This window comes from Pseudoalteromonas sp. TB41 (assembly GCF_000497975.1).
GTDB lineage: Bacteria > Pseudomonadota > Gammaproteobacteria > Enterobacterales > Alteromonadaceae > Pseudoalteromonas > Pseudoalteromonas tetraodonis.
This window is the reverse complement of sequence record NZ_AUTH01000122.1, coordinates 1-24,401: the sequence shown is the minus strand read 5'-3', so window position 1 is coordinate 24,401 and position 24,401 is coordinate 1. Positions and strand designations below refer to the sequence as shown.

At 41.4% G+C, this 24,401-nt stretch carries 19 protein-coding genes and 2 rRNA genes; 4 read left to right on the top strand and 17 right to left on the bottom strand.

The window, feature by feature from the left end:
* Positions 1–83 precede the first annotated feature (83 nt).
* From L641_RS0121765 to L641_RS0121755, 3 genes are all read left to right on the top strand, one after another.
* Positions 84–611 carry a helix-turn-helix transcriptional regulator gene (locus tag L641_RS0121765; protein WP_024601172.1) on the top strand — a complete coding sequence of 176 codons (528 nt, stop codon included), beginning with the start codon at positions 84–86 and terminating at the stop codon, positions 609–611.
* Between the two features lie 122 nt (positions 612–733).
* Positions 734–1,648 (top strand): M14 family metallocarboxypeptidase, encoded by a 915-nt coding sequence (locus tag L641_RS0121760; protein WP_024601173.1) that lies wholly within the window; start codon positions 734–736, stop codon positions 1,646–1,648.
* Between the two features lie 51 nt (positions 1,649–1,699).
* Complete coding sequence (locus tag L641_RS0121755) at positions 1,700–2,107, top strand: hypothetical protein (RefSeq protein WP_024601174.1); 408 nt, start codon at positions 1,700–1,702, stop codon at positions 2,105–2,107.
* 44 nt (positions 2,108–2,151) lie between these two features.
* Here L641_RS0121755 and ccoG read toward each other — a convergent pair whose 3' ends face one another.
* The 10 genes from ccoG to L641_RS0121705 form a co-directional block, all read right to left on the bottom strand.
* Positions 2,152–3,534, bottom strand: a complete 1,383-nt coding sequence (gene ccoG / locus L641_RS0121750) for a cytochrome c oxidase accessory protein CcoG (protein ID WP_024601175.1) — start codon at positions 3,532–3,534, stop codon at positions 2,152–2,154.
* Between the two features lie 153 nt (positions 3,535–3,687).
* Positions 3,688–5,085: a sigma 54-interacting transcriptional regulator gene (locus L641_RS0121745; protein ID WP_024601176.1), complete on the bottom strand. Its 1,398-nt coding sequence runs from the start codon at positions 5,083–5,085 to the stop codon at positions 3,688–3,690.
* 55 nt (positions 5,086–5,140) lie between these two features.
* Positions 5,141–6,442 (bottom strand): AarF/ABC1/UbiB kinase family protein, encoded by a 1,302-nt coding sequence (locus tag L641_RS0121740; RefSeq protein ID WP_024601177.1) that lies wholly within the window; start codon positions 6,440–6,442, stop codon positions 5,141–5,143.
* A gap of 64 nt (positions 6,443–6,506) precedes the next feature.
* On the bottom strand, positions 6,507–7,061 hold the full coding sequence (locus L641_RS0121735) for a DUF1439 domain-containing protein (protein ID WP_024601178.1): 555 nt from the start codon (positions 7,059–7,061) through the stop codon (positions 6,507–6,509).
* A 365-nt stretch (positions 7,062–7,426) separates the two neighbouring features.
* Positions 7,427–10,111: a DUF349 domain-containing protein gene (locus tag L641_RS0121730; RefSeq protein ID WP_024603131.1), complete on the bottom strand. Its 2,685-nt coding sequence runs from the start codon at positions 10,109–10,111 to the stop codon at positions 7,427–7,429.
* Positions 10,101–10,382, bottom strand: a complete 282-nt coding sequence (locus L641_RS0121725; RefSeq protein ID WP_013464607.1) for a DUF1315 family protein — start codon at positions 10,380–10,382, stop codon at positions 10,101–10,103. Before L641_RS0121725 ends, L641_RS0121730 begins: the two co-directional genes overlap by 11 nt.
* Before the next feature lies 1 nt (position 10,383).
* Complete coding sequence (locus L641_RS0121720; protein WP_013464606.1) at positions 10,384–10,710, bottom strand: hypothetical protein; 327 nt, start codon at positions 10,708–10,710, stop codon at positions 10,384–10,386.
* Positions 10,711–10,833: 123 nt separating this feature from the next.
* A complete protein-coding gene (locus tag L641_RS0121715; protein WP_024603130.1) occupies positions 10,834–12,336 on the bottom strand; it encodes an alanine/glycine:cation symporter family protein in 1,503 nt (500 codons plus the stop codon).
* Between the two features lie 375 nt (positions 12,337–12,711).
* Complete coding sequence (locus L641_RS0121710; protein WP_013464604.1) at positions 12,712–13,839, bottom strand: M14-type cytosolic carboxypeptidase; 1,128 nt, start codon at positions 13,837–13,839, stop codon at positions 12,712–12,714.
* 193 nt (positions 13,840–14,032) lie between these two features.
* Positions 14,033–15,475 carry a glyceraldehyde-3-phosphate dehydrogenase gene (locus L641_RS0121705; protein ID WP_013464603.1) on the bottom strand — a complete coding sequence of 481 codons (1,443 nt, stop codon included), beginning with the start codon at positions 15,473–15,475 and terminating at the stop codon, positions 14,033–14,035.
* Between the two features lie 486 nt (positions 15,476–15,961).
* Here L641_RS0121705 and L641_RS0121700 point away from each other — a divergent pair, with 486 nt between their 5' ends.
* Entirely contained in the window at positions 15,962–16,759 is a 798-nt protein-coding gene (locus tag L641_RS0121700) for a DUF2989 domain-containing protein (RefSeq protein ID WP_024603129.1), read from the top strand.
* 41 nt (positions 16,760–16,800) lie between these two features.
* Here the strand turns inward: L641_RS0121700 and ihfA are convergent, their stop codons facing one another.
* From ihfA to L641_RS0121665, 7 genes are all read right to left on the bottom strand, one after another.
* Positions 16,801–17,097 (bottom strand): integration host factor subunit alpha, encoded by a 297-nt coding sequence (gene ihfA / locus L641_RS0121695; RefSeq protein WP_008114070.1) that lies wholly within the window; start codon positions 17,095–17,097, stop codon positions 16,801–16,803.
* A 2-nt stretch (positions 17,098–17,099) separates the two neighbouring features.
* Positions 17,100–19,487 (bottom strand): phenylalanine--tRNA ligase subunit beta, encoded by a 2,388-nt coding sequence (gene pheT / locus L641_RS0121690; RefSeq protein ID WP_024603128.1) that lies wholly within the window; start codon positions 19,485–19,487, stop codon positions 17,100–17,102.
* Between the two features lie 15 nt (positions 19,488–19,502).
* Entirely contained in the window at positions 19,503–20,483 is a 981-nt protein-coding gene (gene pheS / locus L641_RS0121685; RefSeq protein WP_013464600.1) for a phenylalanine--tRNA ligase subunit alpha, read from the bottom strand.
* An 82-nt stretch (positions 20,484–20,565) separates the two neighbouring features.
* Entirely contained in the window at positions 20,566–21,276 is a 711-nt protein-coding gene (gene hda, locus L641_RS0121680; protein WP_024603126.1) for a DnaA inactivator Hda, read from the bottom strand.
* Complete coding sequence (locus L641_RS0121675; protein WP_024603125.1) at positions 21,276–22,331, bottom strand: DUF2066 domain-containing protein; 1,056 nt, start codon at positions 22,329–22,331, stop codon at positions 21,276–21,278. The genes hda and L641_RS0121675 overlap by 1 nt, the downstream gene beginning before the upstream one ends.
* A gap of 512 nt (positions 22,332–22,843) precedes the next feature.
* Positions 22,844–22,958, bottom strand: a 5S ribosomal RNA gene (rrf, locus tag L641_RS0121670).
* Between the two features lie 134 nt (positions 22,959–23,092).
* Positions 23,093–24,401, bottom strand: a 23S ribosomal RNA gene (locus L641_RS0121665); the annotation flags it as partial.

Here is a 24,401-nt window from a genome sequence, read left to right as displayed (position 1 = left end):
CTTAACGTACCCAAAAATAGCGAAAATTACGCTATGGTACATTTGTCCATTGTATTTATAAAGCATTGATAATAGAGGTTTTAATGAGAGACAAGTTAATAGCAGCCACCTTGTTAATAATAATGGTGCTAAACTTTTTTGATGTACTAACGGATATACATTTAGGCGTGCCGCAGTGGCATATTTTTTCTGAGGGCTTAATCGTTGTCATTTCTGCAGCCTGTGCTATTTACTTAATTAGCGATATTCGTGCGCGTACTGCCAATATTAATGCGCTGAAACAAGAATTAGTGCATTCAAAAAAAGAACTTAAAAACATATCACAGGCAATGATGGATGCGCGTCATGAATACAGTGGTGTTATTCAAACCCAATTTTCACAGTGGACATTGACCCGCAGTGAGCAAGAAGTCGCGATGTTGTTACTTAAAGGCTTAAGCTTTAAAGAAATAAGCGCACTAAGAAACACAAAAGAAAAAACCGTTCGTCAACAAGCGTCCGATATTTACAGTAAAGCCGATGTAGAAGGCCGACATGAATTTGCTGCATGGTTTTTAGAAGACTTTATGCAACAAAGGCACTATCCGCATTCAAGCTCAGCCATTAACTAATGCAGTGACTATCGCATATACTTGCGCGCTATTTTAGTCAGCGTTAAGCTAACGCTTTATTTTCGTCATTATGGTCTATGTGCTCTATAGCCCGCAGAGATAATTCAACGTAAAGGTTTAATATGAATAACAGTACCTACCCTATTGGCAACCCTGGTGAAAAGTGGAATAACAATCATAAACTCCAATGGCTTGAAGCCCAGAAAATTAAACGTAGCTATAACGATGAAGTATTAACGCTGATTAATGAGCTAAAAGATACGCTTATTGTAGAGCAATATGGTGAACTTAATTATGCTCAAAACAGTTACCCTTTGTTTGCATTAAAAACCCAACACTTTGATAAAAATAAACACACAGTGCTAATCACTGGCGGCGTACACGGCTACGAAACCAGCGGAGTACATGGTGCATTAAGGTTTGCAAAAACATTGGCAACTCAATACGCAGAGAAATTTAATCTGGTGATTACTCCCTGCATTAGCCCATGGGGTTATGAAACAATAAACCGCTGGAACCCAGAGGCAATTGATCCAAACCGTTCTTTTTATGAAGGCAGCCCTGCGCAAGAATCTGCATTGGTAATGAATTATGTGCAATCTTTAAATACTGATTTAATCGCGCATATCGATTTACATGAAACCACTGATTCAGATAACAGTGAATTTCGCCCTGCACTTGCAGCGCGCGAAGGTAAAGTAAATACTAATTGGAATATTCCAGACGGTTTTTATTTAGTCGCTGACAGCAACAAACCAGAGCCTGCTTTTCAAAAAGCTATTATTGAATGTGTTGAAAAGGTCACACACATCGCTCCAAGCGATGAAAATAAACAATTAATTGGTGTACCTCAAGAACAATTTGGGGTAATAAACTATGCAGCAAAAGAGTTAGGTTTATGCATGGGGTTATCTGATGCGACCTACGTTACAACCACGGAAGTTTACCCAGATAGTGCAACGGCCAACCCTGAAGAGTGCATATTAGCGCAAGTTGCGGCAATTTCGGGTGCGTTGGACTACATTATTAATAAGTAATAGTTATGGTATCCATCAGCACATAGTAAGGTGCAGACAAAGGAGCGGTTATTGGAATTTAAAAATAATTACGGCAGTTACAGTTTTTATGTTGAGGGTAATATTGTTATTGCGCAATTTAAAGGCAACTTAAACCCTGAGTTATTAAATCACTTTAAAGCCGCTCTGTTAGACACCATAGCAACGTTTAAACATCAACCTTGGGGCTATATTAGCCACTCGCCCGACGTTGTGGCCGCCACCCCTGACGCTGAAAAAAATATGATCGATGTTAGCCAAACAATGGGGATAAATAATTGCATAATGAGTGCCTTTATACTCACCTCTCCCATAGCCATAAGGCAACTACAACGTATTATGCACAGCTCAGGACGTGACGCTCATTTACAAGATTGCTTATTTGATGACTTGCCAAGCGCTAAGGCATTTATAAAAAGTCAGCTTACCTCAGCCGAGTAAATTAATTACACGACCGAGGTATAGTCAACGAAAAACCGAATGGGCTAGTTTTTATAAAACTGACTCTCTTTAGTAATTGAAATGCTATTGTCCTCTTGTGCGGTAATTTTAAACTGCAGCTTACTCACCTTCGTGGGTATATCATATCCATCGGCAGTAACCGTTACAGGAACACTTTTCATCAACCCTGGCTCTACCAACACAGCGTTAGGACTTTGCAAGCTCGCACCTTCTAACCCACTAATTGAAATAGAATAATGCAGAGGTTGCTGCGTTTTGTTAATGATGGTGAGTGTATAAGGGTTTTCGACTAACCCTTCATAATTTACCCGATACAGTGCATTTCTGTCTCTAAGGACAGAGGCTTCGATAGGCGTACGTTGTAGCATCCAAGCAAACATAGAAATAATTAACAGCGCAGTTAAAGCGCCATAGCCCACTAACTTGAGCCTAAATGGATTAGTTTTTTGCCCCGCCATTTGCTTTTCACTGGCGTATTTAATTAAGCCTTTTCCGTAGCCAAACTTATCCATGGTATCGTCACAGGCATCAATACATAAGCCACAGTTAATACATTCATATTGCAGTCCATTGCGAATATCAATCCCAGCAGGACATACTTCAACACATAAGTTACAGTCTACACAGTCACCTAAATTAAGCGCTTTAGGATCGGCTTTGCGTTTACGTGGGCCGCGGTTTTCACCTCGTTCGCTATCGTAGGTTACCACCAGCGTGTCTTTATCAAACATTACCGATTGAAAGCGCGAATACGGACACGCCACTGTGCACATTTTTTCTCGTAAGAAACCTGCGTTGCCATAGGTACAAAACGCAAATAAAAACACCCAAAAACTGGTAATTCCAGACCATTCAAAATTAACCATTTCTAAGTATAAGGTTTTAGCTGGAATAAAATACGCTAAAAAAGAAGTGGCAGTTAAGAGTGAAATAACCAGCCATGCACTGTGCTTAGTGATTTTTTTACGCCACTTGGTAATATCCCATGGGCTTTTATCAAGCTTAATACGCTGGTTACGCGTTCCCTCAATACGTTGTTCCACCCAAGAGAACATCAACATCCAAATTGTTTGCGGGCAAGTATAGCCGCACCACACACGGCCAAGCCAATTGGTCACAAAAAATAAGGCAAACGCCCCCACCATAAATAGCATGGCGAGAATCATAAAGTCTTGAGGTAATAAGGTTAGGCCAAAAATAGTAAACTTTTGGGTGGCCACATCCAATAAAACCGCTTGCTGACCGTTATATTGAATCCAAGGAATGGCGATAAAGCTGAGCATTAGCAGCCAACCTAAATTACGGCGTATACGCTGAAAAAACCCTTTTTGCTCGCGTATATAAATCGGCCCTTCTTCTTTGTAGGGCTTAATGATCATGTCTTCTTCTTTAATATCAAACTTCATGTTACTTACTTAATAGTGACGGGTATTAAGTACGATTTTGCAACTTTCAGACCACAGTGAAAGTTAATTTAACTTATTGATATTAATTGATTTTACATATACTACCCAAGCGAAAATTCGCGACATTTAACGACATGCACGATATATCGCGAGTTAACGAGTACGATGCACTGCTAATTTTCGCATTTTTGAGCGAAGCGTACTCTCAGGTAAGCCCAACTTATTTGCCGCGCCTTGTTCGCCTGCAATTTTCCAGTTACATAACATCAGTACGGAGATAATATGCTGCCTTTGCGCCTCATCCAGTGTAAGCGTTGGGTTAACAGCATTCGCATCACCGGCTTTTAGCGGCTGACTTAACTGCAGTGTGGGCTGTGTAGATAAAATAGCTTCTCTCTCTAACACGTTTTGCAGCTCTCTGATATTGCCTGGCCAGTCATAGGCCTGTAGTTGCCTGATAGCTTTGTTACTTAACCCCTGTAATTGCTTACCTAGCCGCTTGTTTATTTGAACAATTAAGTTTTGACATAAAAAAGGTATATCTTCTTTTCGCTCTTTTAGTGCTGGCACTTTGATAGGAAACACGTTCAAACGGTAATATAAGTCCATTCTAAACAGCCCTGCTTGTACCATTTCCCACAAGTTACGATTGGTTGCAGCAATGATACGAATATCGACTTTTAGGGTTTGGCTGCCCCCTACTCGCTCAAATTCGCGCTCTTGTAATACTCGTAATAATTTACTTTGTGACTCTAACGGCAGCTCTGCCACTTCATCTAAAAATAGAGTGCCCTTATCAGCAAGTTCAAAACGCCCTTTACGTCGCTCATTTGCGCCGGTAAACGAGCCTCGTTCGTGTCCAAACAACTCTGATTCTAATAAGCTAGGGGTAAACGCCGCACAATTAACTTTTATAAACGCCTGCTCATTGCGCTTGCTTAATCTATGTAAGTTACGCGCCACCAGCTCTTTGCCAGTACCGTTTTCGCCAAGTATCAACACCGTACTGTCGGTTTCGCTCACTAACTGTATTTGCTGCAACATACGTTGAAATACATCACTTCGCCCTACAAGCCCTGAGTCTTGCCAATCCTGATTTAGCTCGGCAGTAAGGTAGTCGTTTTCATCTTTGAGCTGCTCGCTTAAATGCTTTACTTGCGCTAAAGCATCTTGGAGCGCGGTTTGGGTTCGCTGCTGCGCTGATATATCGCGAAAAACAGCCACGGCACCAATAAGCTGGCTATTTTTATAAACAGGCGTGGAGGTATATTCAACAGCAAAGGCGCTGCCATCTTTACGCCAAAATACTTCGTTTTTAACCTCGCGGCGTTTGCCATCAAACATGGTGCAGTAAATTTGGCATTCATCGGCATGACTGTGATGATGATATTGATGTATTTTTTTTCCTAATAATTCATCGGCCGTCCAACCCGTCATTCGCTCTGCGGCTGGATTTACAAACACCGCATTACCAGATAAATCAAATCCATATATGCCCTCACCTACCGCATTAAGTAATAAAGTAGGATCGTTTAAAAAGTTTTTTATCATTGCAGACCTCGCGAAATATCGCGAGTATTATGCCAATTCTCTCTTGCTTTAGCACCTAGTAATGGCTAAATAATGCCTTAATATCTATTTTTGCTTCTAACCGTGCTGCGATTAAATACAAGCCCGCTAGCTTACGGTGAATAAACAACGCATCAACAGGAGGCGTATGCCATTGCTGCGACTGTGCGCTTAACTGCAAGCCTGCATCTTTAATATTGCTAGCAAGCGCGCTATTTTTAAAATCAAACTCGCCGTTATAGCGCAGTGGCTCGCAGGCCATTAAAAATAAATCAATCACTTTTTCTTTGTAATTGTCTTTGAGGGAATCTTTAAAATAGCCAATATCGGTGGCGGCATTGAGCACCCCTTCACGATCGTTATTACTACCAGCTTTAAATAAAGCTAGATAGGCATTACTTAGTGCTGGGGTAATTTCTCGTGTGGCACCAAAGTCAAATAATACTATTTTTTGTGATTCAGGTTGGTAATGAAAATTTGCAAAGTTAGGGTCGGTTTGGATTAAATTAAAGACAAACATTTCTTTAAAAAATAAATCAATCAGTTGTTCAGCAACTCGGCTTCGCTCTGATTGTGGTAAATATGTAATGCCCTCTATAGGCTTGGCATCTACATACTCCATGGTTAGCACTTGCGCAGTACTGTGCTGAGGATACACGCTAGGGACTTTGAAATGCGCGTTATCTGCTAACAGGTTTTTGTAACGTGCTAAATACTCAGCTTCTCGAGTGTAGTCGGCCTCTGCTAATAGCTGTGCCTTGGCTTCTGCCACTAAGGGTTTAATATCCAGCTCTTTAGGTAATAACCGCGATAAGGTAAGTAAAGTGATCACGTTATCTACGTCACTCACTACACTTTTTGCGATTCCAGGGTATTGAATTTTAACTGCCAGTTGCGCGCCATTTTCTTTATAAGCTAAATGAACCTGGCCAATGGACGCCGCCGCAAACGGCCTGAGCTCAATATGAGAAAAACGCGATAACCAATCCTCTCCCCACTGCTCTTTTAAAACACTAACCAGTTGTTTGTGTGGCATCGGGTTGGCATCTGAGCGCAATAAAGACAGCAATTGAGCAAGTTCGGGGGTTAGTAAGTCGCCAGCATCCATTGAAAGCAGCTGCCCAAGCTTCATTGCCGCACCGCGCAGGTGTGAGAGTTGAGTGGCTAGGTTTTCAATATTTTTAGGCTGAAGCAATAAGCTTTTATTATCCCAGCCTTTACCAGAAAGCGCACTTTTAGCCCCGCCCACTAACATATTCGTGGCGACGCCAGTGGCTAATGAGCCTAACTTTGCAAAACGTGAAAGTCGAGATGTGGGAACGGATCGCTCATTAGCCATAATTAACCTAATCTATTAATAATAAGGTCAACTAATACGTTTTATTACGCCTATTGGATCTAAATTATAACCGAGGGACTAGCTTAATAGCGCCTTCTACTACTTTTAAATCTAAAGGTAAATTACTTAATAATGCCATTTTAGGATCGTTCATATTTAACTTATAAACGGGGTTAACGGCTAAAAAAGCATTCATTACATCCATGGCCTCGTTATCCAGCACTTCTAAATTACCTTTAAAGCCACCGGCATCAATGCTTGAGTCGAGTAACTTAACATTACGTAAAAATACCGCTTTTTTCTCGCTGTCATAAAAAGGAGTGCCCTGTATTTGCAGCTTTAAGCGCACTGGGTACTTTAATGCAAAAGCATTAATCTCGGCGCTAGAATCTGCACCTAATAAAACATAATCACTATTATCTGGGCCAATATTAACGCTTAAATCATTCACATCAAACTGCACAGGTAAGCCCATCAGGCTAACTTTTTCACTTAATTTAGGTAACTCTTTATTTAGTAACGACTCAACCTCTGAATTTGTAAATGAATAAACCGAAATACCCTGCGTACTGTTACAGGCAGTTAAAAATAGTAGTGAAATAAAAACAAAAATTTTCATGCAAAACCCTATTGGTTAATCGTATAGGCAGTAAGTAACCATAATAAAAAGCCGCTTTAATAGCGGCTTTTTCATTTTAGTTGATAAGAGCGATTGCGCTTAGGGTCTGTTGATCTTTGCGGATTAAAATTTGTTCAAACTAGGGGCGGTTTAATCGCGGCGCGAGGTTTGTAACCTAGTGGGCTAAGTAAAAACCGAGCAACAAAGAGTAAATCGTCCCTAGGCAGAACCCTTCGGGCAGCGCCTGTTTGGCATTGATGCTGCGTTATCGCCTATTAATGGGGAATAACCACACTACATAGGCTCTACCTTGCCTAAATACCAAACAGACTGCTGCAAATTTAACCTTGAAAGGTAAACAGACCCTAGTTTACAGCAAAAATAACTTTTAACCTTGCTAGTGTGTCAGCTGTGACTGAACCCTCGCTGAGTGCTAATAACTGCTTTAAATAATAATTTAAATCAGCGTGTTCGCCACGGTGCTTATCATCAAGCATGGCTACTTGCTCTACCATTCTTTGCGATGAGTTTTGCGAACTTACGCTCGCAAGTATTTCCATACGCGTTAACAGCTGCTCACAGCTCAATGCTGTTTTAACTGCACCATTAAATTGACTCGGGACTGGCTCGTTGTTCTCAAGTGCAACAAATAAAGCATCTAAATTAGCTTGCTCATTTTTAGCCGCTAAGCCTGTCAGTTTTTCATCTATGGCTGATAACAAAGCAGACACTTTAGGGGTTAACGATTTAAACTGTGTATACCCTTTAACTTTGGTTTGCAAGTCAAGTAATTGGGCTTTACCTTCTACACTATTTAATGCTGCTTCAAGCTCATTCAGCTCAGTTGTTGCCAGCTTATCTGACTCGCTTTGTTCGCGCTTTTGCTGTTCAAACTCTTCGCTTCGTTTAGTGAAAGTTGCATCATTAAACTGACGGAATTTTTGCCACAATGCGTTTTCAGCTTTTAAGCCTGCAAACCCTATGGTTTGCCACTGTTGCTGTAACTGCTTTAGCTGTTGGCAAGCGTCTGCTAAATTATCGCTTTGTGATAATTGCTGTGCTTGCTCAACGAGCTCATTTTTAAGTGCGGCATTGCCTTTATGAAACGCGTTAAGTGACGCTACAACCTGTTGCTGCTCTGCCTTATAACGCTCGTTCAACACGCGGTATGTTTTCGGATCAACTTTACCCACACTTCGCCATGCTTTTTGCAAACGGTTATAGTTGCTTTCTAGTTGTTTCCAATCTAAATCAGCCGTATCAGTTGCTTGTAAATGCAGTGCATGCATATCAGCAATCAATTGCTCGCGCTCTGCTTTTGCTGCTTCACGTTGCACTTCTTGCTCAGCGAAGTAGCTGCGACAAGGGGCAAATAAAAGCTCAATTTTTTCATCAAACTCGTTGCCCTGTTGTTTCTCTTGCTCTGTATCAAGGCGTCCTAGCTCGTTCCAACGCTTGCGAAGTACTTTAACTTGATCAGCGCGCTGTTGTGGATCGTTACACGGCTCATCAACTAACACTGTTACTTCTTCTAAAAGTGCTGCACGTTTTGGTGCGGCCGCATATTTTTGCCAATCTTTAGCATCGGCTAATTGCGCTTCTAGGTCTGCTTTTAAGTTAACCAGCGGCTGTTGGTATTTCTCAGTTAGGGCATTAAATAACTCTTCGAAGCCTTTAAATACACCAAATGCAACGTTAAAGCGCCCTTCTTCAATTAAACGTTTTACATCACGTGCCTTGCGTTTAGCTTGGCTTTGCGTTTTTTCAAGCGGCTTAGTGAGTTCGCTCATTGCAGCTAAAAATTGCTTTTTATGCGCATTAAGTTGGGTTTTAAATGACGCTTGTAAATCAGTGCTAAGTACATCTAAATGGCTGCGTGCCTCTTTAAATGTGTGATTAAAGGCACTTAGTTGTTGATCGTAATCACTGAGCTGCTCGGCGGGTTTTATTTCGCACAGCGCACTGTAAGCAATTTTATATTCTTTAATCGCCGTAGTTAGCTCAGGTAACTTGGCTACTTGTAAAAATAGTTGCTCAAGCTTATTAATCACTTGTTTTGATTGCTGATCAGCCATCAATTGCGTTTTATCTAGTGTGTCTTTTGCTTGTGCTACTTTTGCAATAAGCCAATCTTGCTGAATTTGCTCTGGGGTTTCTAATCCAAGTTGCAATGCATTTTCAATTTCTTCACTTAATGCTTCTAACGTAGCTAACGCTAACACTTGGCGCTGTTGCTGCGCTAAACGTTGCTGCTCTATTTCATGTTGCGCTTTTAATGTGGCAATGTGAGCATCAAGCTTATCGGTAATTGATATATATTTAGCATCAAGGGTTTTTACATGTTCTTCACTTAGCCATTTTAATTCAAGAGCTTGCCACTGCGCCATGAGTTCTGCAGCTTGTGGGTCAACAATGGCGTAGTCATTTTTATCACGCAATGCATTAAGCTTGGCTAAAATAACACGGGTTGCGTTTTCAACTTGCGATGGCATTTCAAGCGCTAAACGCTCGTTTTCAAGATGACTTTCTAGCGCAACTTTGGCTTCACCTTGAGCATGCTTTAACAGTGCTTTAGTTAACTGCTGAGTAATGACTAAATCAACTAACTGTTTTTGCAGCTCTTCGTTTGCTTCTTTAAAGGCTTTTTCAATCAGTTTAGGGTTAGCTAGGCGTTTTAATAGCTTAACTCTCACTTGCAGTTCTTTTTCAGCAAATGCTAGTTTTTCAAGGGTTTTAACCGGTGCAAAGCGTTCAATGTACTCATTTTTAATCTGCGCCGACAAGCTACTTTCACTGTTTAATACAGCCGATGAGATTTGTTGTTCAGCAACATCTTTCAATGCCTGATCTTGTTTGTAAGCTTTCCACCACAGTGGTAAGTCGTTTACTTTTTGCAGTGCTTTACGACGAATTTCAGCCGATGAGTCTTCAAGGGCTAAGGTGCTTAAAATTGTTACGTCACGTGCCACATCAAGTTTTTCAATCGCATCTAAACGAACTTGTTGCTTTGGGTGTTTCCATTTTGGTGTAAAAAGGTGTTTAAAGATCATTTTCACTGAACCTAGCTATTTCGTTATCTGATTTGAATTCTTTTTGTAGTTGCGCTTTGGTTTTTTGGATCATTTCTCCATTTGCACCAATGGTAAACTGCTCGTTTGATTGTGCTACTTTTGCTTGGTACAACATCACTAGTTGCACTGTTTGTTGCTTTTGCTCATCTGATAAAGGCGTGCCATCTGGCCACTTTCCCGTTGCCGCGCCATACTGTAGGCGCTCAAATAATTCTGGAGTAATATTCTGTACTAGGTTGTCAATATTCATGTCATTTTTTCTTTTTCAGAGTCACTAAAATAATACGGTTAATAAGGTACCAAATACAGCCAATGCCAATGGCCGAGGTATACGCATACCACTGAAGTGTTTTTTCTTGAGGTTGTAGGAAGTACAAACAAAAGAAGCCACCTAAAAATAAGATCAGCGCTAAAAAGGAGTGGTTCATAAACATTTGCTGCTTTTTAATTCGCTGCTCACGTTGAAGTTGTTGAACTTGCTCGGCATTTAATTCAGCAACGTTACTTTGGCAATGTGGACACTGCGAATGTTTATCTGAAATTGATTTTGCACATTTGGGGCAACGAATAATCGCCATACATCTCTCTCCATACTACGCATAAAAAAAGCGCCTTTCGGCGCTTTTCATTGTACTTGTTTTATTGCTCTTTGTCTTTTTTGAATTTAACCCAATAGATGATATTAGGTTATTGGGATCTGTTTATTCAGCGTCTTTAGATTGCTTTTCAAGACGTTTTTCCCAGAAGGTGGCGTTTTTAATCCCTAACTTAACGGGATCAAATGTGATTTGGCCACCTTTTTTCTTCTGGTCTTCATAATCACTCAAACATGTTAAGGCCGGTTTAGCGACAAAGAAAATGGCTAATATACCCAATATGTTGATCCACGCCATTAAGCCAACGCCTATGTCGCCAATAGTCCAAATATAACCGGAACTGTTAACCATGCCGTAGGCTACCATAAACATAATCATAAGTTTTACCACTACAAGCGGAATACTTCCTTTAAAGTAGCGATTTAAGTACGCGATATTTGTCTCAGCAATGAAGTAATAAGCCAGTATGGTGGTAAAAGCAAAGAAGAATAAAGCGATACCTACAAACGCTTCTCCAAAGCTACCAAATACACTAAACAACGCCATTTGGGTGAATGCTGCTGATCCCACTTCAGTTGCCGCATCCACATTTTGTATAATGAATTGCCCTTCTGGCAAAGTACCGACTACATTGTATTGCTGCGTCATTAAAATCATTAATGCCGTTGCTGTACATACAAAAAGTGTATCAACATAAACAGAAAAAGCTTGCACTAAACCTTGCTGTGCAGGGTGATCAACTTCTGCCGCAGCCGCAGCATGAGGACCTGTACCTTGGCCGGCTTCATTAGAATAGATACCACGCTTAACACCCCAGCCAATTGCAGCACCAAAACCTGCTTGGGCTGTAAATGCATCACCAATAATGAGCGAGAAAATACCCGGGACTTTGTCTATATTTAAAAATACGATAATTAAGGCCAATACGATGTAACCAAGCGCCATAAATGGCACTACAATTTGCGTAAAATTAGCAATGCGCTTTATACCACCAAAGATAATAAACGCTAAAACGATTAGAATAATGGCCAACGCAACCAGTTTAAAACTACCTACGTCACCAAAACTTGTAGACACCATAGTGCCATCGCCAAATACTTGAGTGAATGCGTTGCCCACAGCATTTGCTTGCACGCCCGGCAGGAAAACCCCACACGCTATAATTGCCGACACAGCAAATAATACAGCCAGCCACTTTTGCCCTAAACAACGATCAAAATAATACGCTGGACCACCGCGGTATTGGCCGTCTTCTTCTAACTTATAAATTTGACCTAATGTTGACTCCGCGTATGCAGTACTTGCACCTAAAAAAGCAACAACCCACATCCAGAAAATAGCGCCAGGGCCTCCAAAACCAATTGCGGCTGCCACACCGGCAATATTACCAACCCCTACTCGGCCAGATAATGAAACAGCAAGAGCTTGAAAAGATGAAATTCCTTTTTCTGAGGTGTTAGGGCTAAATAATAGCTTACACATTTCTTTAAAATGTCTAACTTGAGCAAATCGAGTTAGTACGGAGTAAAATAAACCTGCGCCTAGGCATAAATAGATGAGTGCATCACTCCAAACAACATCATTAACGGCGCTTACAAAAGCTTCCATGAACATCCTCACAGTTATATTTATTATTATTAATTACCATACTCTGCTACTCAGAATACCTGTCATAAGCTTTACGAAATAAGGGGTTAATCTTTTCCGTTTTTCTTATTGTTCAATCGATATTAACTTAAGTGCCCAACCTTGTTAACAGTTAATTTTCAAAACAACTTATTGTTTATTTATATTAAGTCTTCCAGAGCAACGTTTAACTAAGTGCAAATTGATTTAGACTATATGGTATTAAATCTGTCGAGAAGGTGTATTGAAACGTTTTAGTGCTGTGGTGGGTAAATGATTCTTATTTTTTGATACGGTTGGTTTAGCTAAAAGTAAAAAGGGTATCAATATTTATTGATACCCTTTGAAACTAACGTTTTATCTTAAGTTGTCTACAACATTAACAATGGCTGCTAAAGTATCTTGACCAAATTGATATGAACGACGATCTGACCAACCATAATCTGGATCGGGTAAGTCATTATTATCTTTAAATGGCATTTCTACTGTGTAAGTAAGTGCTTTAAATTCTTCTGCTGTCGCTGATGAACCTACTGTTAGGTTAGCTTGACCTGGTTCGTCTTTATCGTAGCCATGCGTATCTTGAAACTCTGGAGTAATAGTTAAAAGCGCGGCCTTAAAGCTATCTTCTAGGCCTTTTAGGCGTGCATCATAGCTTGGTATGCCTTCGCTACCGGCAACAAAATTATATGGAATGGCTTCATCACCATGAATGTCTAGGTGCATGTCTAAGCCGGCTTCGCGCATTTTATTAAGTACTAAGTAAACTTCTGGGCTGTTTTCCATGCTGGGTGTTTGCCATTCACGGTTTAAGTTAACCCCTTTAGCGTTAGTGCGTAGGTGACCGCGTGCACTGCCATCTGGATTCATGTTTGGCACGATATAAAATACCGCTTTTGATAGTAAGGCTGCTGCATGAGGGTCTTCATCATCAAGTAGCTTGTGTACTAAGCCTTCTACAAACCACTCTGCCATTGTTTCACCTGGGTGTTGACGAGCAGTGATCCAAATTACTTTTTTATCGGCGCTTGGCTGACCAATTTTAAGCACGCTCATGTCACGCCCATCAAGTGTTTGGCCTAGTGTTTCTAGTTGGCAAATTTCTTGGCTTTGCGCCCATGCTAATAAGTCTAAATGACGATCGTAGCTGTAAGGAGCAAAGTAGGCGAAGTAAACGCTGCTGCACTCAGGCTCAAGCTCAAATGTTAATGTGCCATTTTCATACGAAGACGGTACACGGAACCATGTTTGACGGTCGTATGAAGCGACAGCTTGGTAGTCTACCCAACCATCAGGGTATGCAGACTTATCAAGATTATTAATATTTAACTGATGAAGTTGATAAGGCGTTGTCTCAAGACGAAAGTGAAACCACTGATAAAACTCAGACTGATGATCTTTATTAATTTCTAGCTGAATATTTAACGGATCGGTGGCTTCAATAACTTTAATATTACCACTGTCGAAATTGCTACTGATTTTCATTACAACAAACCTATTAGTTAACTGTGTGTCTTTGGCTAAGGCATTTAGCCAAGAGGTAAATACGTGTCACTGCACTTTAAAAGTGTATAAACGCGTACCCAATTTAATAAAGCGTACCATAACCGCTTCACTTTAAAAATCTTCAGACCTAAAAAAGCCAGCAAGTGCTGGCTTTTCTTAATAGCTCATGTGTTTATCGAGGTAAACTTGGGAATGAGACTTCTGCCATGTCGCGCATACAGCGAACTACCTGACAGCTATAACCAAACTCATTGTCGTACCATACGTAAAGTACTACGCGGTTATCATCAACAATCGTTGCTTGAGAATCAACAACACCTGCGTAACGGCTACCCACTAAATCGGTAGAGACGATTTCAGTTGATGCTGTGTAATCAATTTGATCACGTAGGTCTGAGTGAAGTGCTGTTTCACGTAAAAACGCATTAAGCTCTTCAACCGTTGTACTCTTTTCAAGGTTCAAGTTTAAGATAGCTAACGATACGTTTGGTGTAGGTACACGGATTGCGTTACCTGTTAGTTTACCTTCAAGCTCTGGTAATGCTTTAGAAACCGCTTTCGCAGCACCTGTTTCAGTGATAACCATGTTTAGCGCCGCAGCACGACCACGACGTTCCGCTTTGTGGTAGTTATCAATTAAGTTTTGGTCATTAGTGTACGAGTGAACCGTTTCAACATGGCCATTCTTAATACCAAACTGATCGTTTAATGCTTTAAGTGTTGGCGTAATCGCATTGGTTGTACAGCTTGCTGCACAGACAATTTTGTCTTCCGGTAAAATATCTTGGTTGTTTACACCGTAAACGATATTTTTAATATTACCTTTAGCAGGCGCTGTTAATAATACTTTTGCAGCCCCTTTAGATTCTAAATGCTGACCAAGGCCGGCTTCATCTTTCCAGATACCTGTGTTATCAACGACTAATGCGTTTTCGATGCCGTAGGCGCTGTAATCAACTTCACTTGGCGAGTTAGCGTAGATAACTTGAATGTAGCTACCGTTCGCTTTAATTGCATTACGCTCTTTATCGATAGTGATAGAACCATTAAATGGACCATGGATAGAGTCACGACGTAATAAGCTTGCACGTTTCTCTAAATCGCCATCTTTACCGCCACGCACAACAATAGCGCGAAGGTTTAAATCGGCATACGGGCCTGATTTTTCAATTAATAAACGCGCTAATAAGCGACCGATACGACCAAAACCGTAAAGTACAACGTCACGTGGTGCTTTTGGTTTAGAGTCAACAATTTCAGCAAGTTCATCTTTAACAAACTCTTCTACTGAACGACCATTCGCTGCATCTGTGTATAAATAGCTGTATGCTAATTTACCAATATCGATACGGGCAGAATTTAATTCCATTTTGCTGATAGCTTCTAAGAATGGGAAGCTTTCACGTAGGCGCAGTTTAGTCCCTTCAAATTGAGCTACTGATTTGTGAGACTTGATAATATCAATAGTGCTTGAATTTACTAATGGACGGCCGTAAACAGCGATTTCGATACCACGATTACGGTACAATTTACCAATAATAGGCTGCATGCTTTCTGCGTAATCTTGACGTTCTTGCCAGCTACTTGTGTATTCTAACTCGTGAGATGAGGTCATTTTTTTTACCTAATTAAACAATTTTGAACGGATAGCCTAAGAATGCATCAAATTTTGAGAGCAACGCATTCCTTCGGGCAGGTCTATTCTAATTTAATCTCATTTTATTCTCTACTGTTAGAGACTAAAGTTTAGGCTAGAATAATACTATATGAGGGTCTGTTGACCTTTGCGGATTAAAATTTGTTCAAACTAGGGACAATTTAATCGCGGCGCGAGGTTTGTAACCTAGTGGGCTAAGTCAAAACCGAGCAAAGCTTCCGCGTCCTGCTCACGCCCCTTACCTACATCCATGTAGGCAACAAAGAGTAAATCGCACCTAGGCAGAACCCTTCGGGCAGCGCCTGTTTGGCATTGATGCTACGTTATCGCCTATTTATGGGGAATAACCACACCACATAGGCTCTGCCTTGTCTCAATACCAAACAGACTGCTGCAAATTCAACCTTGAAAGGTCAACAGACCCTAATAATTTGAGAGACTCGGATGGCTTTTAAGCGCATAACCCTCGCCTTTGCAATTTTGCTTACAGGCTGTGAAGAATCTTTAACCGTTGAAGATATTTGCGTTCAATCGCCGGCCATATGTAATGATCTTAACCAAGATAGTCACTGTAAAGCGCAGCGAGAACGTACTATTTTTTCTCGTCACCTTGAATCTTTACAACCAACCGATGAACACAAATATCAATTACTTAAAGCGTTTGAGCATTACAATCAATGTATTGCTTTGGCAGCCAACATTCAGCACATAAAACTAAAAAGCAAAACCACGGCTCGCCGACATGCCCACTTAACGAGCATGAGGGAAATGGCACGGATTTATCAACAGACAAAACACACCAGCCACCCGGGCTTGCTTTATTATCATTGGTCAAGAAACAATGACGAAAGTGCATTAACACGTTTGCTCGCTTTAGAACATACTGCAGAAGTTGAACAAAGTGCTGAGATGCAATTTTACTTAGCGTCTTATTACATTAAGGTTGATGAAGAAAAAGCGATTAATTTTTTATACAACACGCTAGCGCTGAATAAAGCGAAGCATGAACCGAACCCTGAAATATATATGTCTTTAATCAGCCTGTTTTATAAACATCAACAATATAAACATGCTTATATTTTTGCCAAAATAGCTCAGTTTTCTGGTATTGAACATATTGATATACTGTTAATTGAGCAGCAGTTAATAGCACAAGGAAAGAATTTAGAGAGTTTAGATAGGTTAGCCGAGCAGACTTTGCAGCAAATAGATCAAGGAACGTTTATCTCCCCCCGGAAATAATAAAACAGATACAAAAAAGGCAGCTTACGCTGCCTTTTTGTTTATTTTTTGCTAGTGCCTACTTCGACACGGGTTTTTAACTTTTGCCCCGGTCTAAAGGTAACCACGCGACGTGCTGAAATTGGGATATCTTCTCCCGTTTTCGGATTACGTCCCGGCCTTTCTTTCTTATCTCGAAGATCAAAGTTACCAAATCCAGAGAGCTTAATCTGCTCGCCTTTTTCAAGCGCTGAGCGGATTTCTTCAAAAAACGCTTCAACTAAATCTTTGGCATCTTTTTTATTGATCCCGAGCTTTTCAAATAGGTGTTCAGCTATGTCGGCTTTAGTAAGCGCCATATCTAGTCCCTCAACGATGCATTAAACTTTTCGGCCAGTGCGGCCACCACGTTATCAACTACCTGATTGATATCTTTCTCTTCGAGTGTTCTATCAACCGCTTGCAGTGTTAGAGCAATCGCCAAACTCTTATAATTTGGCTCAATACCTTTGCCCTTATACACATCGAATAAGTTTAGGTCAACCAATTGATTTCCGCCAACTTTTCCGATGACGTTTAAAATATCACCTATTTTAACGCTGTCTTGTACTAAAATAGCGATGTCGCGGCGATTTGATGGAAATTTAGACACCCCAACAGCCTGCGGTAAATTTCTTTTTTCTAATGCCGACATTTCAATTTCAAACACAAAAGTAGCGTTATTGATATCTAACGATTTTTGCGCTTGAGGGTGTAATGCACCAAAGAAACCTACTTTTTTTCCATCAACATAAATAACAGCTGATTGACCAGGATGAAGGCCATCTGATTGCTCGGCTTTAATTTCAAAGCGGCTAACATCATTGGTAATAGCAAGTAATGCTTCAACATCCCCTTTTAGGTCGTAAAAATCAACGTTACGTTTTTCTTCAACCCAATGTTCGCCATGCACAAGCCCGGTAATAACACCACCAATAACCGGCACTTGGTAAACGCCATTTTCTGCGCTTTCATCGCTGATAAATTTAAGGCCATGTTCAAATAAGCGAATGCGTGGTTGCTGGCGGTTTTGGTTATAGGCAACAGATGCTAATAAGCCAGGCATTAAACTTACACGCATCGCTGACATTTCAATTGAAATTGGGTGCGGCAATACCAATGCGTTACACTCTGGATGTAAAATAGCTTGCGCTTTAGGATCAACAAAACTGTAAGTAATGGCTTCTTGATAACCACGGGTTACTAGCGCATTACGAAAACGGCTCAGTGCAACAGTTGACTCATCGTGTGTGGTCATTTTAAGTTTTGCAGTTGGTGCCACATTAGGAATACTGTTGTAACCGTATACACGTGCTACTTCTTCAATTAAATCTTCTTCAATACGAATATCAAAGCGGTAGCTTGGTACATCAGCGCTCCAGCTATCATTGTCAAATTTAACATCAAGACCTAAACGCGTAAGTATATCGGTTACTTTAGCATCGTCAATGTGATGACCAATAACACGGTCTAAACGTGAACGACGTAAACGCACTTCAGTTACTTTTGGTAGTTTATCTGCAGCAACAGCTTCAACGATTGGACCTGCGTTACCACCTACAATCTCCAGAAGTAACGCTGTAGCGCGCTCCATGGCATCGTGTTGTAGTGCAAAGTCGACGCCACGCTCATAGCGATGAGATGCATCAGTGTGCAAACCATAGCTGCGTGCTTGTCCTGCAATAGCCACAGGGTTGAAGAATGCACTTTCTAACAGGATATCAGTTGTTTTTTCAGTAACACCCGATTGCTCACCGCCAAAAATACCAGCAATGGCTAGTGCTTTATGATGATCGGCAATCACTAATGTCGATTCATTTAATTTAGCCGTATTACCGTCTAATAAAACCAGCTCTTCACCTGGGGTTGCACTACGTACTTTAATTCCACCTTCAATCGCATTTAAATCAAATGCATGCATTGGGTGGCCAAGCTCTAATAATACAAAGTTAGTCACATCAACAACCGGATCGATTGAACGTACACCACTACGACGTAGCTTTTCAACCATCCATAATGGCGTCTCAGCGTCTAGGTTAATGCCCTTAATAACACGCCCTAAATAGCGAGGACAGGCATCATCGTTAACCAACTCAATTGATACTTTGTCTTCAATTGTCGGCGTTACCGCTGGAATGCTTAATGTATTTACATCAATACTGTTAAGTACGCCGACTTCGCGGGCAAGCCCTTTAATACCTAAACAGTCGCCACGGTTAGGCGTTAAATCTACGTCAATAATGTTGTCATCAAGCGCTAAATATTCGCGTAAATCGTTACCAATAGGCGCATCAAGAGGCAATTCCATAATGCCATCGCCTTCTTCACTAATACCTAGCTCATCAAACGCACATAACATGCCGTGTGAAGGCTGACCACGGAGTTTGGCTTTTTTAATTTTGAAATCGCCTGGTAACACTGCGCCAACAGTGGCAACTGCAACTTTAATACCTTGGCGGCAATTTGGTGCACCACAAACAATATCAAGCAGTTCATCACCACCAACATTAATTTTTGTTACACGTAGTTTATCTGCATCAGGGTGCTGGCCACATTCAACCACCTCACCTACAACAACACCATTAAATTTGGCTGCTGCCGGCTCAACGCCATCTACTTCTAAACCAGCCATTGAAAGCTGTTCCGAAAGAGCTTGCGTATCAATTGCAGGATTTACCCACTCTCTTAACCACTTTTCACTAAATTTCATTTTATCTCTTCACTCTTAACGGAACTGGTTTAGGAATTTTAAGTCATTTTCGAAAAACGCACGTAAATCGTTTACGCCGTAACGCAACATGGTTAAGCGCTCAACACCCATACCAAAAGCGAAACCTGTGTATTTTTCAGGATCGATGCCTACAGACTTAAGTACGTTAGGATGAACCATGCCGCAGCCTAATACTTCTAACCATTTACCGTCTTTACCCATCACGTCCACTTCGGCTGAAGGCTCTGTAAACGGGAAGAATGAAGGACGAAAACGAATTTCCATGTCTTCTTCAAAAAAGTTACGTAAAAAGTCATGTAAAATACCTTTAAGCTCAGTGAAGCTTACATCAGTATCAACCATCAACCCTTCCACCTGATGGAACATAGGCGTGTGTGTTTGGTCGTAGTCATTACGGTATACACGCCCTGGCGAAATAATACGCAGTGGCGGTTGCTCAGTTTCCATAGTACGAATTTGTACACCACTGGTTTGAGTACGTAAAACCAGCTTAGGATTAAAGTAAAAGGTATCGTGATCGGCGCGAGCTGGGTGATGCTCTGGTATATTTAACGCATCAAAGTTATGAAAATCATCTTCAACTTCAGGGCCTGATTTAACAGCAAAGCCAAGTTCACCAAAGAAGCTTTCAATACGCTCAATGGTGCGAGTTACTGGGTGCAAACCACCCGATGGCATAACACGCCCAGGTAAAGTTACATCGATTGTTTCTGCTGCTAGTTTTTCTTCTAATGCTTTACTTGCTAACAATTCACGCTTGTCATTAATCGCAACTTGCACGTCTTGCTTAGCTTGGTTAATTACTTGGCCTGCTTCTTTACGTTCTTCAGGGGCAATTTTACCTAACGTTTTAAGTAAGCTGGTAATTTCGCCTTTTTTACCAAGATAGTTAACCCTGATCTCTTCTAGCTGCGCGATTTCACTGGCACTGGCTACCGCCTCAAGTGCTTGCGCTAATATGTTTTCTAAGTTCATTCGATACCTGATCTTTCACAGAAGGTGATTACAATTTAGTTAGCTAATGATAACTGAAAGCAGGGTCTAGATTCTAGACCTACTACAGCTTTAGCGTTGATTTTATAAAAGGAATAGTCAATTTTCGTTGTGCAGCCATGGATGCGTGATCTAATTTGTCTAATACATCCAATAAAGCACGCATATCACGACTCAAACGCGTTAATAAAAATCGCGCACATTCATCGCTCAGTTCAAGCCCACGCATATTTGCACGCTTAACCAGCGCCTGTGCTTTATCATCGTCACTCATAGAACGAATTTGAAACGTAGTGCCCCACTTTAAACGGGATTCTAAGTCGGGCAAGCTAATATTAAGCATGTTAGGCAGTAAATCGGCAGTCACTACCAGCATTTTATTGGGCTCATTAAAGCGATTAAAAAAGTTAAATAACGCTTTTTCCCATGCATCATTGCCTGCTACCAAGTGCACATCATCAATACACAATACATCCAATGCTTCAAGCCCATCTAAAACCATTGGTCCAAAATGAATGACCTCGCGCATGGAAAGCAGCATATTAGATAAGCCACGCTCTTGTGCTTGAATACAGGTAGCATATAGTAAGTGAGATTTACCAGAATCTCCTAAGCCACACAAATAGGTATACTGAAAAGAGTGAGCAAGCTTAGAAAAGCTATCTTTGAGATGATTTACCTCGAGTGAGTCTTCACCGCCAAAGTAGGATGCAAATGTTTCATCGTCCGGTAAAGTAACCGGCAATGCCATTTGTATTGGCTCTTGAGTTAGCATTAATTTACAACCCATTGATACTCTAGGCTTTGCTCATCAACTATGTGATAAAAAGCACGAGGATCAACATAGTCTTTAAAGGCGTTATCCAGGCCAAGGGCTTTTTTAAGGTCACTCACAGTCCCCGTATGATGAAGCTCAAACTCAACCGAATCGGGTGTTTTGCGTAAAATAACAGCTTGAGTTACTACGCTTAGATTCATTAAGCGGCGCTTAGCCAATTCAATATCAACAAAGCTCTCAGTCCCTTTTAAAGTTAAATTGGCAGTACGCTGCTCATAATAAGCATTAGGATCAATCGCATATTCACCAGCTAAACCTTGTGCTAAATCATCAATCATTTGCGCAACAATTTGCTGTCTATAGCCAGTGATACGGTTAGATTCAAACATTTCATCATTGGTAAAGCGCCAATCTAGTACCCAATTATCAGAGTTAAACGCTTGATACATTCTAGCAGTAATACTTCGCTCAGCACTGTAGCGTTTAGATGCCTCTTCTACAGGCCCAGAAAAATTTCCCCAAACTTCAGGGACACCAACAAGCCGTCTGTCTTGTAAATCGAGTAAAGGCACAACAACCGGTAAACCGCGGCGGCTTGCTTTGTCGTAAATCAGTTGCTCTAACTGAGGATAACTCTCTTGAGTAACCAGCTCTCGCTGCCTGTTATCTTCAATGCCTAACCAGATAGCAACCAGTGGACGTTGAGCTCCCCACAACGGCAAATTAAGATCTTTTATTAGTGCATTGATCTTTCGCGCTTCAAATTTAACTAGTAACTTAAGCGTTCCGGGAATACGCTCATCGTATTCAAATTTAAGCATATAATCAGATATATCTTTGGTGCGTTGCTGTGCTATCTGATTTTCATCTGCACTTTTATCACCACTCACTTTTACTAGTACGTTAAGAAGCGCTTTGCGACTAGCGTCTAAACGCGCATCACGAGATTTATCTTCTACAACCAAAATATCTTGATATAGATCAGTTACTTCAACTGCAGATACAGAAACACAAAAGAAAATGGATAAGGCGCTAATTAATAATCTATACACAGGCAAATCAATATTGGTTTTAAACTGTTTTGATCCTAAATCAAAGCCACTAACAAAGCAAAATTATATTTTTCTCAGAAACGAACACCGTTAAGCTTGCTTTAATAATATAAAAACTCAAAGTAAGCTGCGGCTCATTTGAGTCTGTTTGCTACTTCTTAGCAACAGCGCATGGCAAAACAGCGTTGAGAGTCATAATGAAAGCATGCAGGTAGCTTTTGGCTATTATTTTTTCCTTTTAACTAGTGCATTTCACCTTGCACCTTTATTTTTCACTTTTCTGCAGACGTAAAAAAGCCCAACTATTTCTAGTTGGGCTTTCTCTTATTTGGAGCCTGGTAGTGTCGTGGTGCCCACAGCGGTAGAGAGCCACATAGCAAATGTATAGAGTCGGCATTAAGCGCTTATTATTTTCCTTTTACCTGATGCCTTTTACCTTTCACCTACGTTTTTACTTTCTTCAGACGTAAAAAAACCCGTCACATTGCTGTAACGGGTTTCTCTTATTTGGAGCCTGGTAATGTCCTACTTTCACATAGCAAATGCTACACTATCATCGGCGCTGTTTCGTTTCACTGCTGAGTTCGGCATGGGGTCAGGTGGGTCCAAAACGCTATTGTCACCAAGCAAATTTGGTGTAAGGTCGATTTAATCGACCTTACTAAAATTTGGAATTCTGATAATAAAGAGTAATCAAGTAATCTACTTTAGTCTATTAACTTCTGCGCTTAAACTGTCGCATAAAACGCGTTTGGCGTTGTATGGTTAAGCCTCACGGGTAATTAGTACAAGTTAGCTTAATGGCTCACACCACTTCCACATCTTGCCTATCAACGTTGTAGTCTTCAACGGCCCTTCAGAGACTTTAAAAGTCTAGTGAGAACTCATCTCGAGGCCTGCTTCGCGCTTAGATGCTTTCAGCGCTTATCAGTTCCGAACGTAGCTACCGGGCAATGCCATTGGCATGACAACCCGAACACCAGCGGTTCGTTCACTCCGGTCCTCTCGTACTAGGAGCAACCCCTCTCAATTCTCAAACGCCCACGGCAGATAGGGACCGAACTGTCTCACGACGTTCTAAACCCAGCTCGCGTACCACTTTAAATGGCGAACAGCCATACCCTTGGGACCGACTTCAGCCCCAGGATGTGATGAGCCGACATCGAGGTGCCAAACACCGCCGTCGATATGAACTCTTGGGCGGTATCAGCCTGTTATCCCCGGAGTACCTTTTATCCGTTGAGCGATGGCCCTTCCATTCAGAACCACCGGATCACTATGACCTACTTTCGTACCTGCTCGACGTGTCTGTCTCGCAGTTAAGCTGGCTTCTACCATTACACTAACCGTACGATGTCCGACCGTACTTAGCCAACCTTCGTGCTCCTCCGTTACTCTTTGGGAGGAGACCGCCCCAGTCAAACTACCCACCAGGCACTGTCCGTAACCCCGATTCAGGGGCCAACGTTAGAACATCAAAACTACAAGGGTGGTATTTCAAGGACGACTCCACAAAAACTAGCGTCTCTGCTTCTAAGTCTCCCACCTATCCTACACATGTAGGTTCAATGTTCAGTGCCAAGCTGTAGTAAAGGTTCACGGGGTCTTTCCGTCTAGCCGCGGGTACACAGCATCTTCACTGCGATTTCAATTTCACTGAGTCTCGGGTGGAGACAGCGTGGCCATGGTTACACCATTCGTGCAGGTCGGAACTTACCCGACAAGGAATTTCGCTACCTTAGGACCGTTATAGTTACGGCCGCCGTTTACCGGGGCTTCGATCAAGAGCTTCTCCGAAGATAACCCCATCAATTAACCTTCCGGCACCGGGCAGGTGTCACACCGTATACGTCATCTTGCGATTTTGCACAGTGCTGTGTTTTTAATAAACAGTCCCAGCCACCTGGTCACTGCGGCTCCAATCAGCTTAGGGAGCAAGTCCCATCACCAATCGGAGCGTACCTTCTCCCGAAGTTACGGTACGATTTTGCCTAGTTCCTTCACCCGAGTTCTCTCAAGCGCCTTAGTATTCTCTACCTGACCACCTGTGTCGGTTTGGGGTACGATTCG

Coding starts and splice junctions, on each gene's coding strand:
- L641_RS0121715 (WP_024603130.1), bottom strand. CDS start 12,336: ATGGAAGCTTTTGTAAGCGCCGTTAATGATGTTGTTTGGAGTGATGCA.
- ihfA (WP_008114070.1), bottom strand. CDS start 17,097: ATGGCGCTTACTAAAGCCGACATAGCTGAACACCTATTTGAAAAGCTC.
- L641_RS0121730 (WP_024603131.1), bottom strand. CDS start 10,111: ATGATCTTTAAACACCTTTTTACACCAAAATGGAAACACCCAAAGCAA.
- L641_RS0121700 (WP_024603129.1), top strand. CDS start 15,962: ATGGCTTTTAAGCGCATAACCCTCGCCTTTGCAATTTTGCTTACAGGC.
- hda (WP_024603126.1), bottom strand. CDS start 21,276: ATGCTAACTCAAGAGCCAATACAAATGGCATTGCCGGTTACTTTACCG.
- L641_RS0121725 (WP_013464607.1), bottom strand. CDS start 10,382: ATGAATATTGACAACCTAGTACAGAATATTACTCCAGAATTATTTGAG.
- pheT (WP_024603128.1), bottom strand. CDS start 19,487: ATGAAATTTAGTGAAAAGTGGTTAAGAGAGTGGGTAAATCCTGCAATT.
- L641_RS0121765 (WP_024601172.1), top strand. CDS start 84: ATGAGAGACAAGTTAATAGCAGCCACCTTGTTAATAATAATGGTGCTA.
- L641_RS0121735 (WP_024601178.1), bottom strand. CDS start 7,061: ATGAAAATTTTTGTTTTTATTTCACTACTATTTTTAACTGCCTGTAAC.
- L641_RS0121710 (WP_013464604.1), bottom strand. CDS start 13,839: ATGAAAATCAGTAGCAATTTCGACAGTGGTAATATTAAAGTTATTGAA.
- L641_RS0121760 (WP_024601173.1), top strand. CDS start 734: ATGAATAACAGTACCTACCCTATTGGCAACCCTGGTGAAAAGTGGAAT.
- L641_RS0121745 (WP_024601176.1), bottom strand. CDS start 5,085: ATGATAAAAAACTTTTTAAACGATCCTACTTTATTACTTAATGCGGTA.
- L641_RS0121705 (WP_013464603.1), bottom strand. CDS start 15,475: ATGACCTCATCTCACGAGTTAGAATACACAAGTAGCTGGCAAGAACGT.
- L641_RS0121740 (WP_024601177.1), bottom strand. CDS start 6,442: ATGGCTAATGAGCGATCCGTTCCCACATCTCGACTTTCACGTTTTGCA.
- L641_RS0121720 (WP_013464606.1), bottom strand. CDS start 10,710: ATGGCGATTATTCGTTGCCCCAAATGTGCAAAATCAATTTCAGATAAA.
- pheS (WP_013464600.1), bottom strand. CDS start 20,483: ATGAACTTAGAAAACATATTAGCGCAAGCACTTGAGGCGGTAGCCAGT.
- ccoG (WP_024601175.1), bottom strand. CDS start 3,534: ATGAAGTTTGATATTAAAGAAGAAGACATGATCATTAAGCCCTACAAA.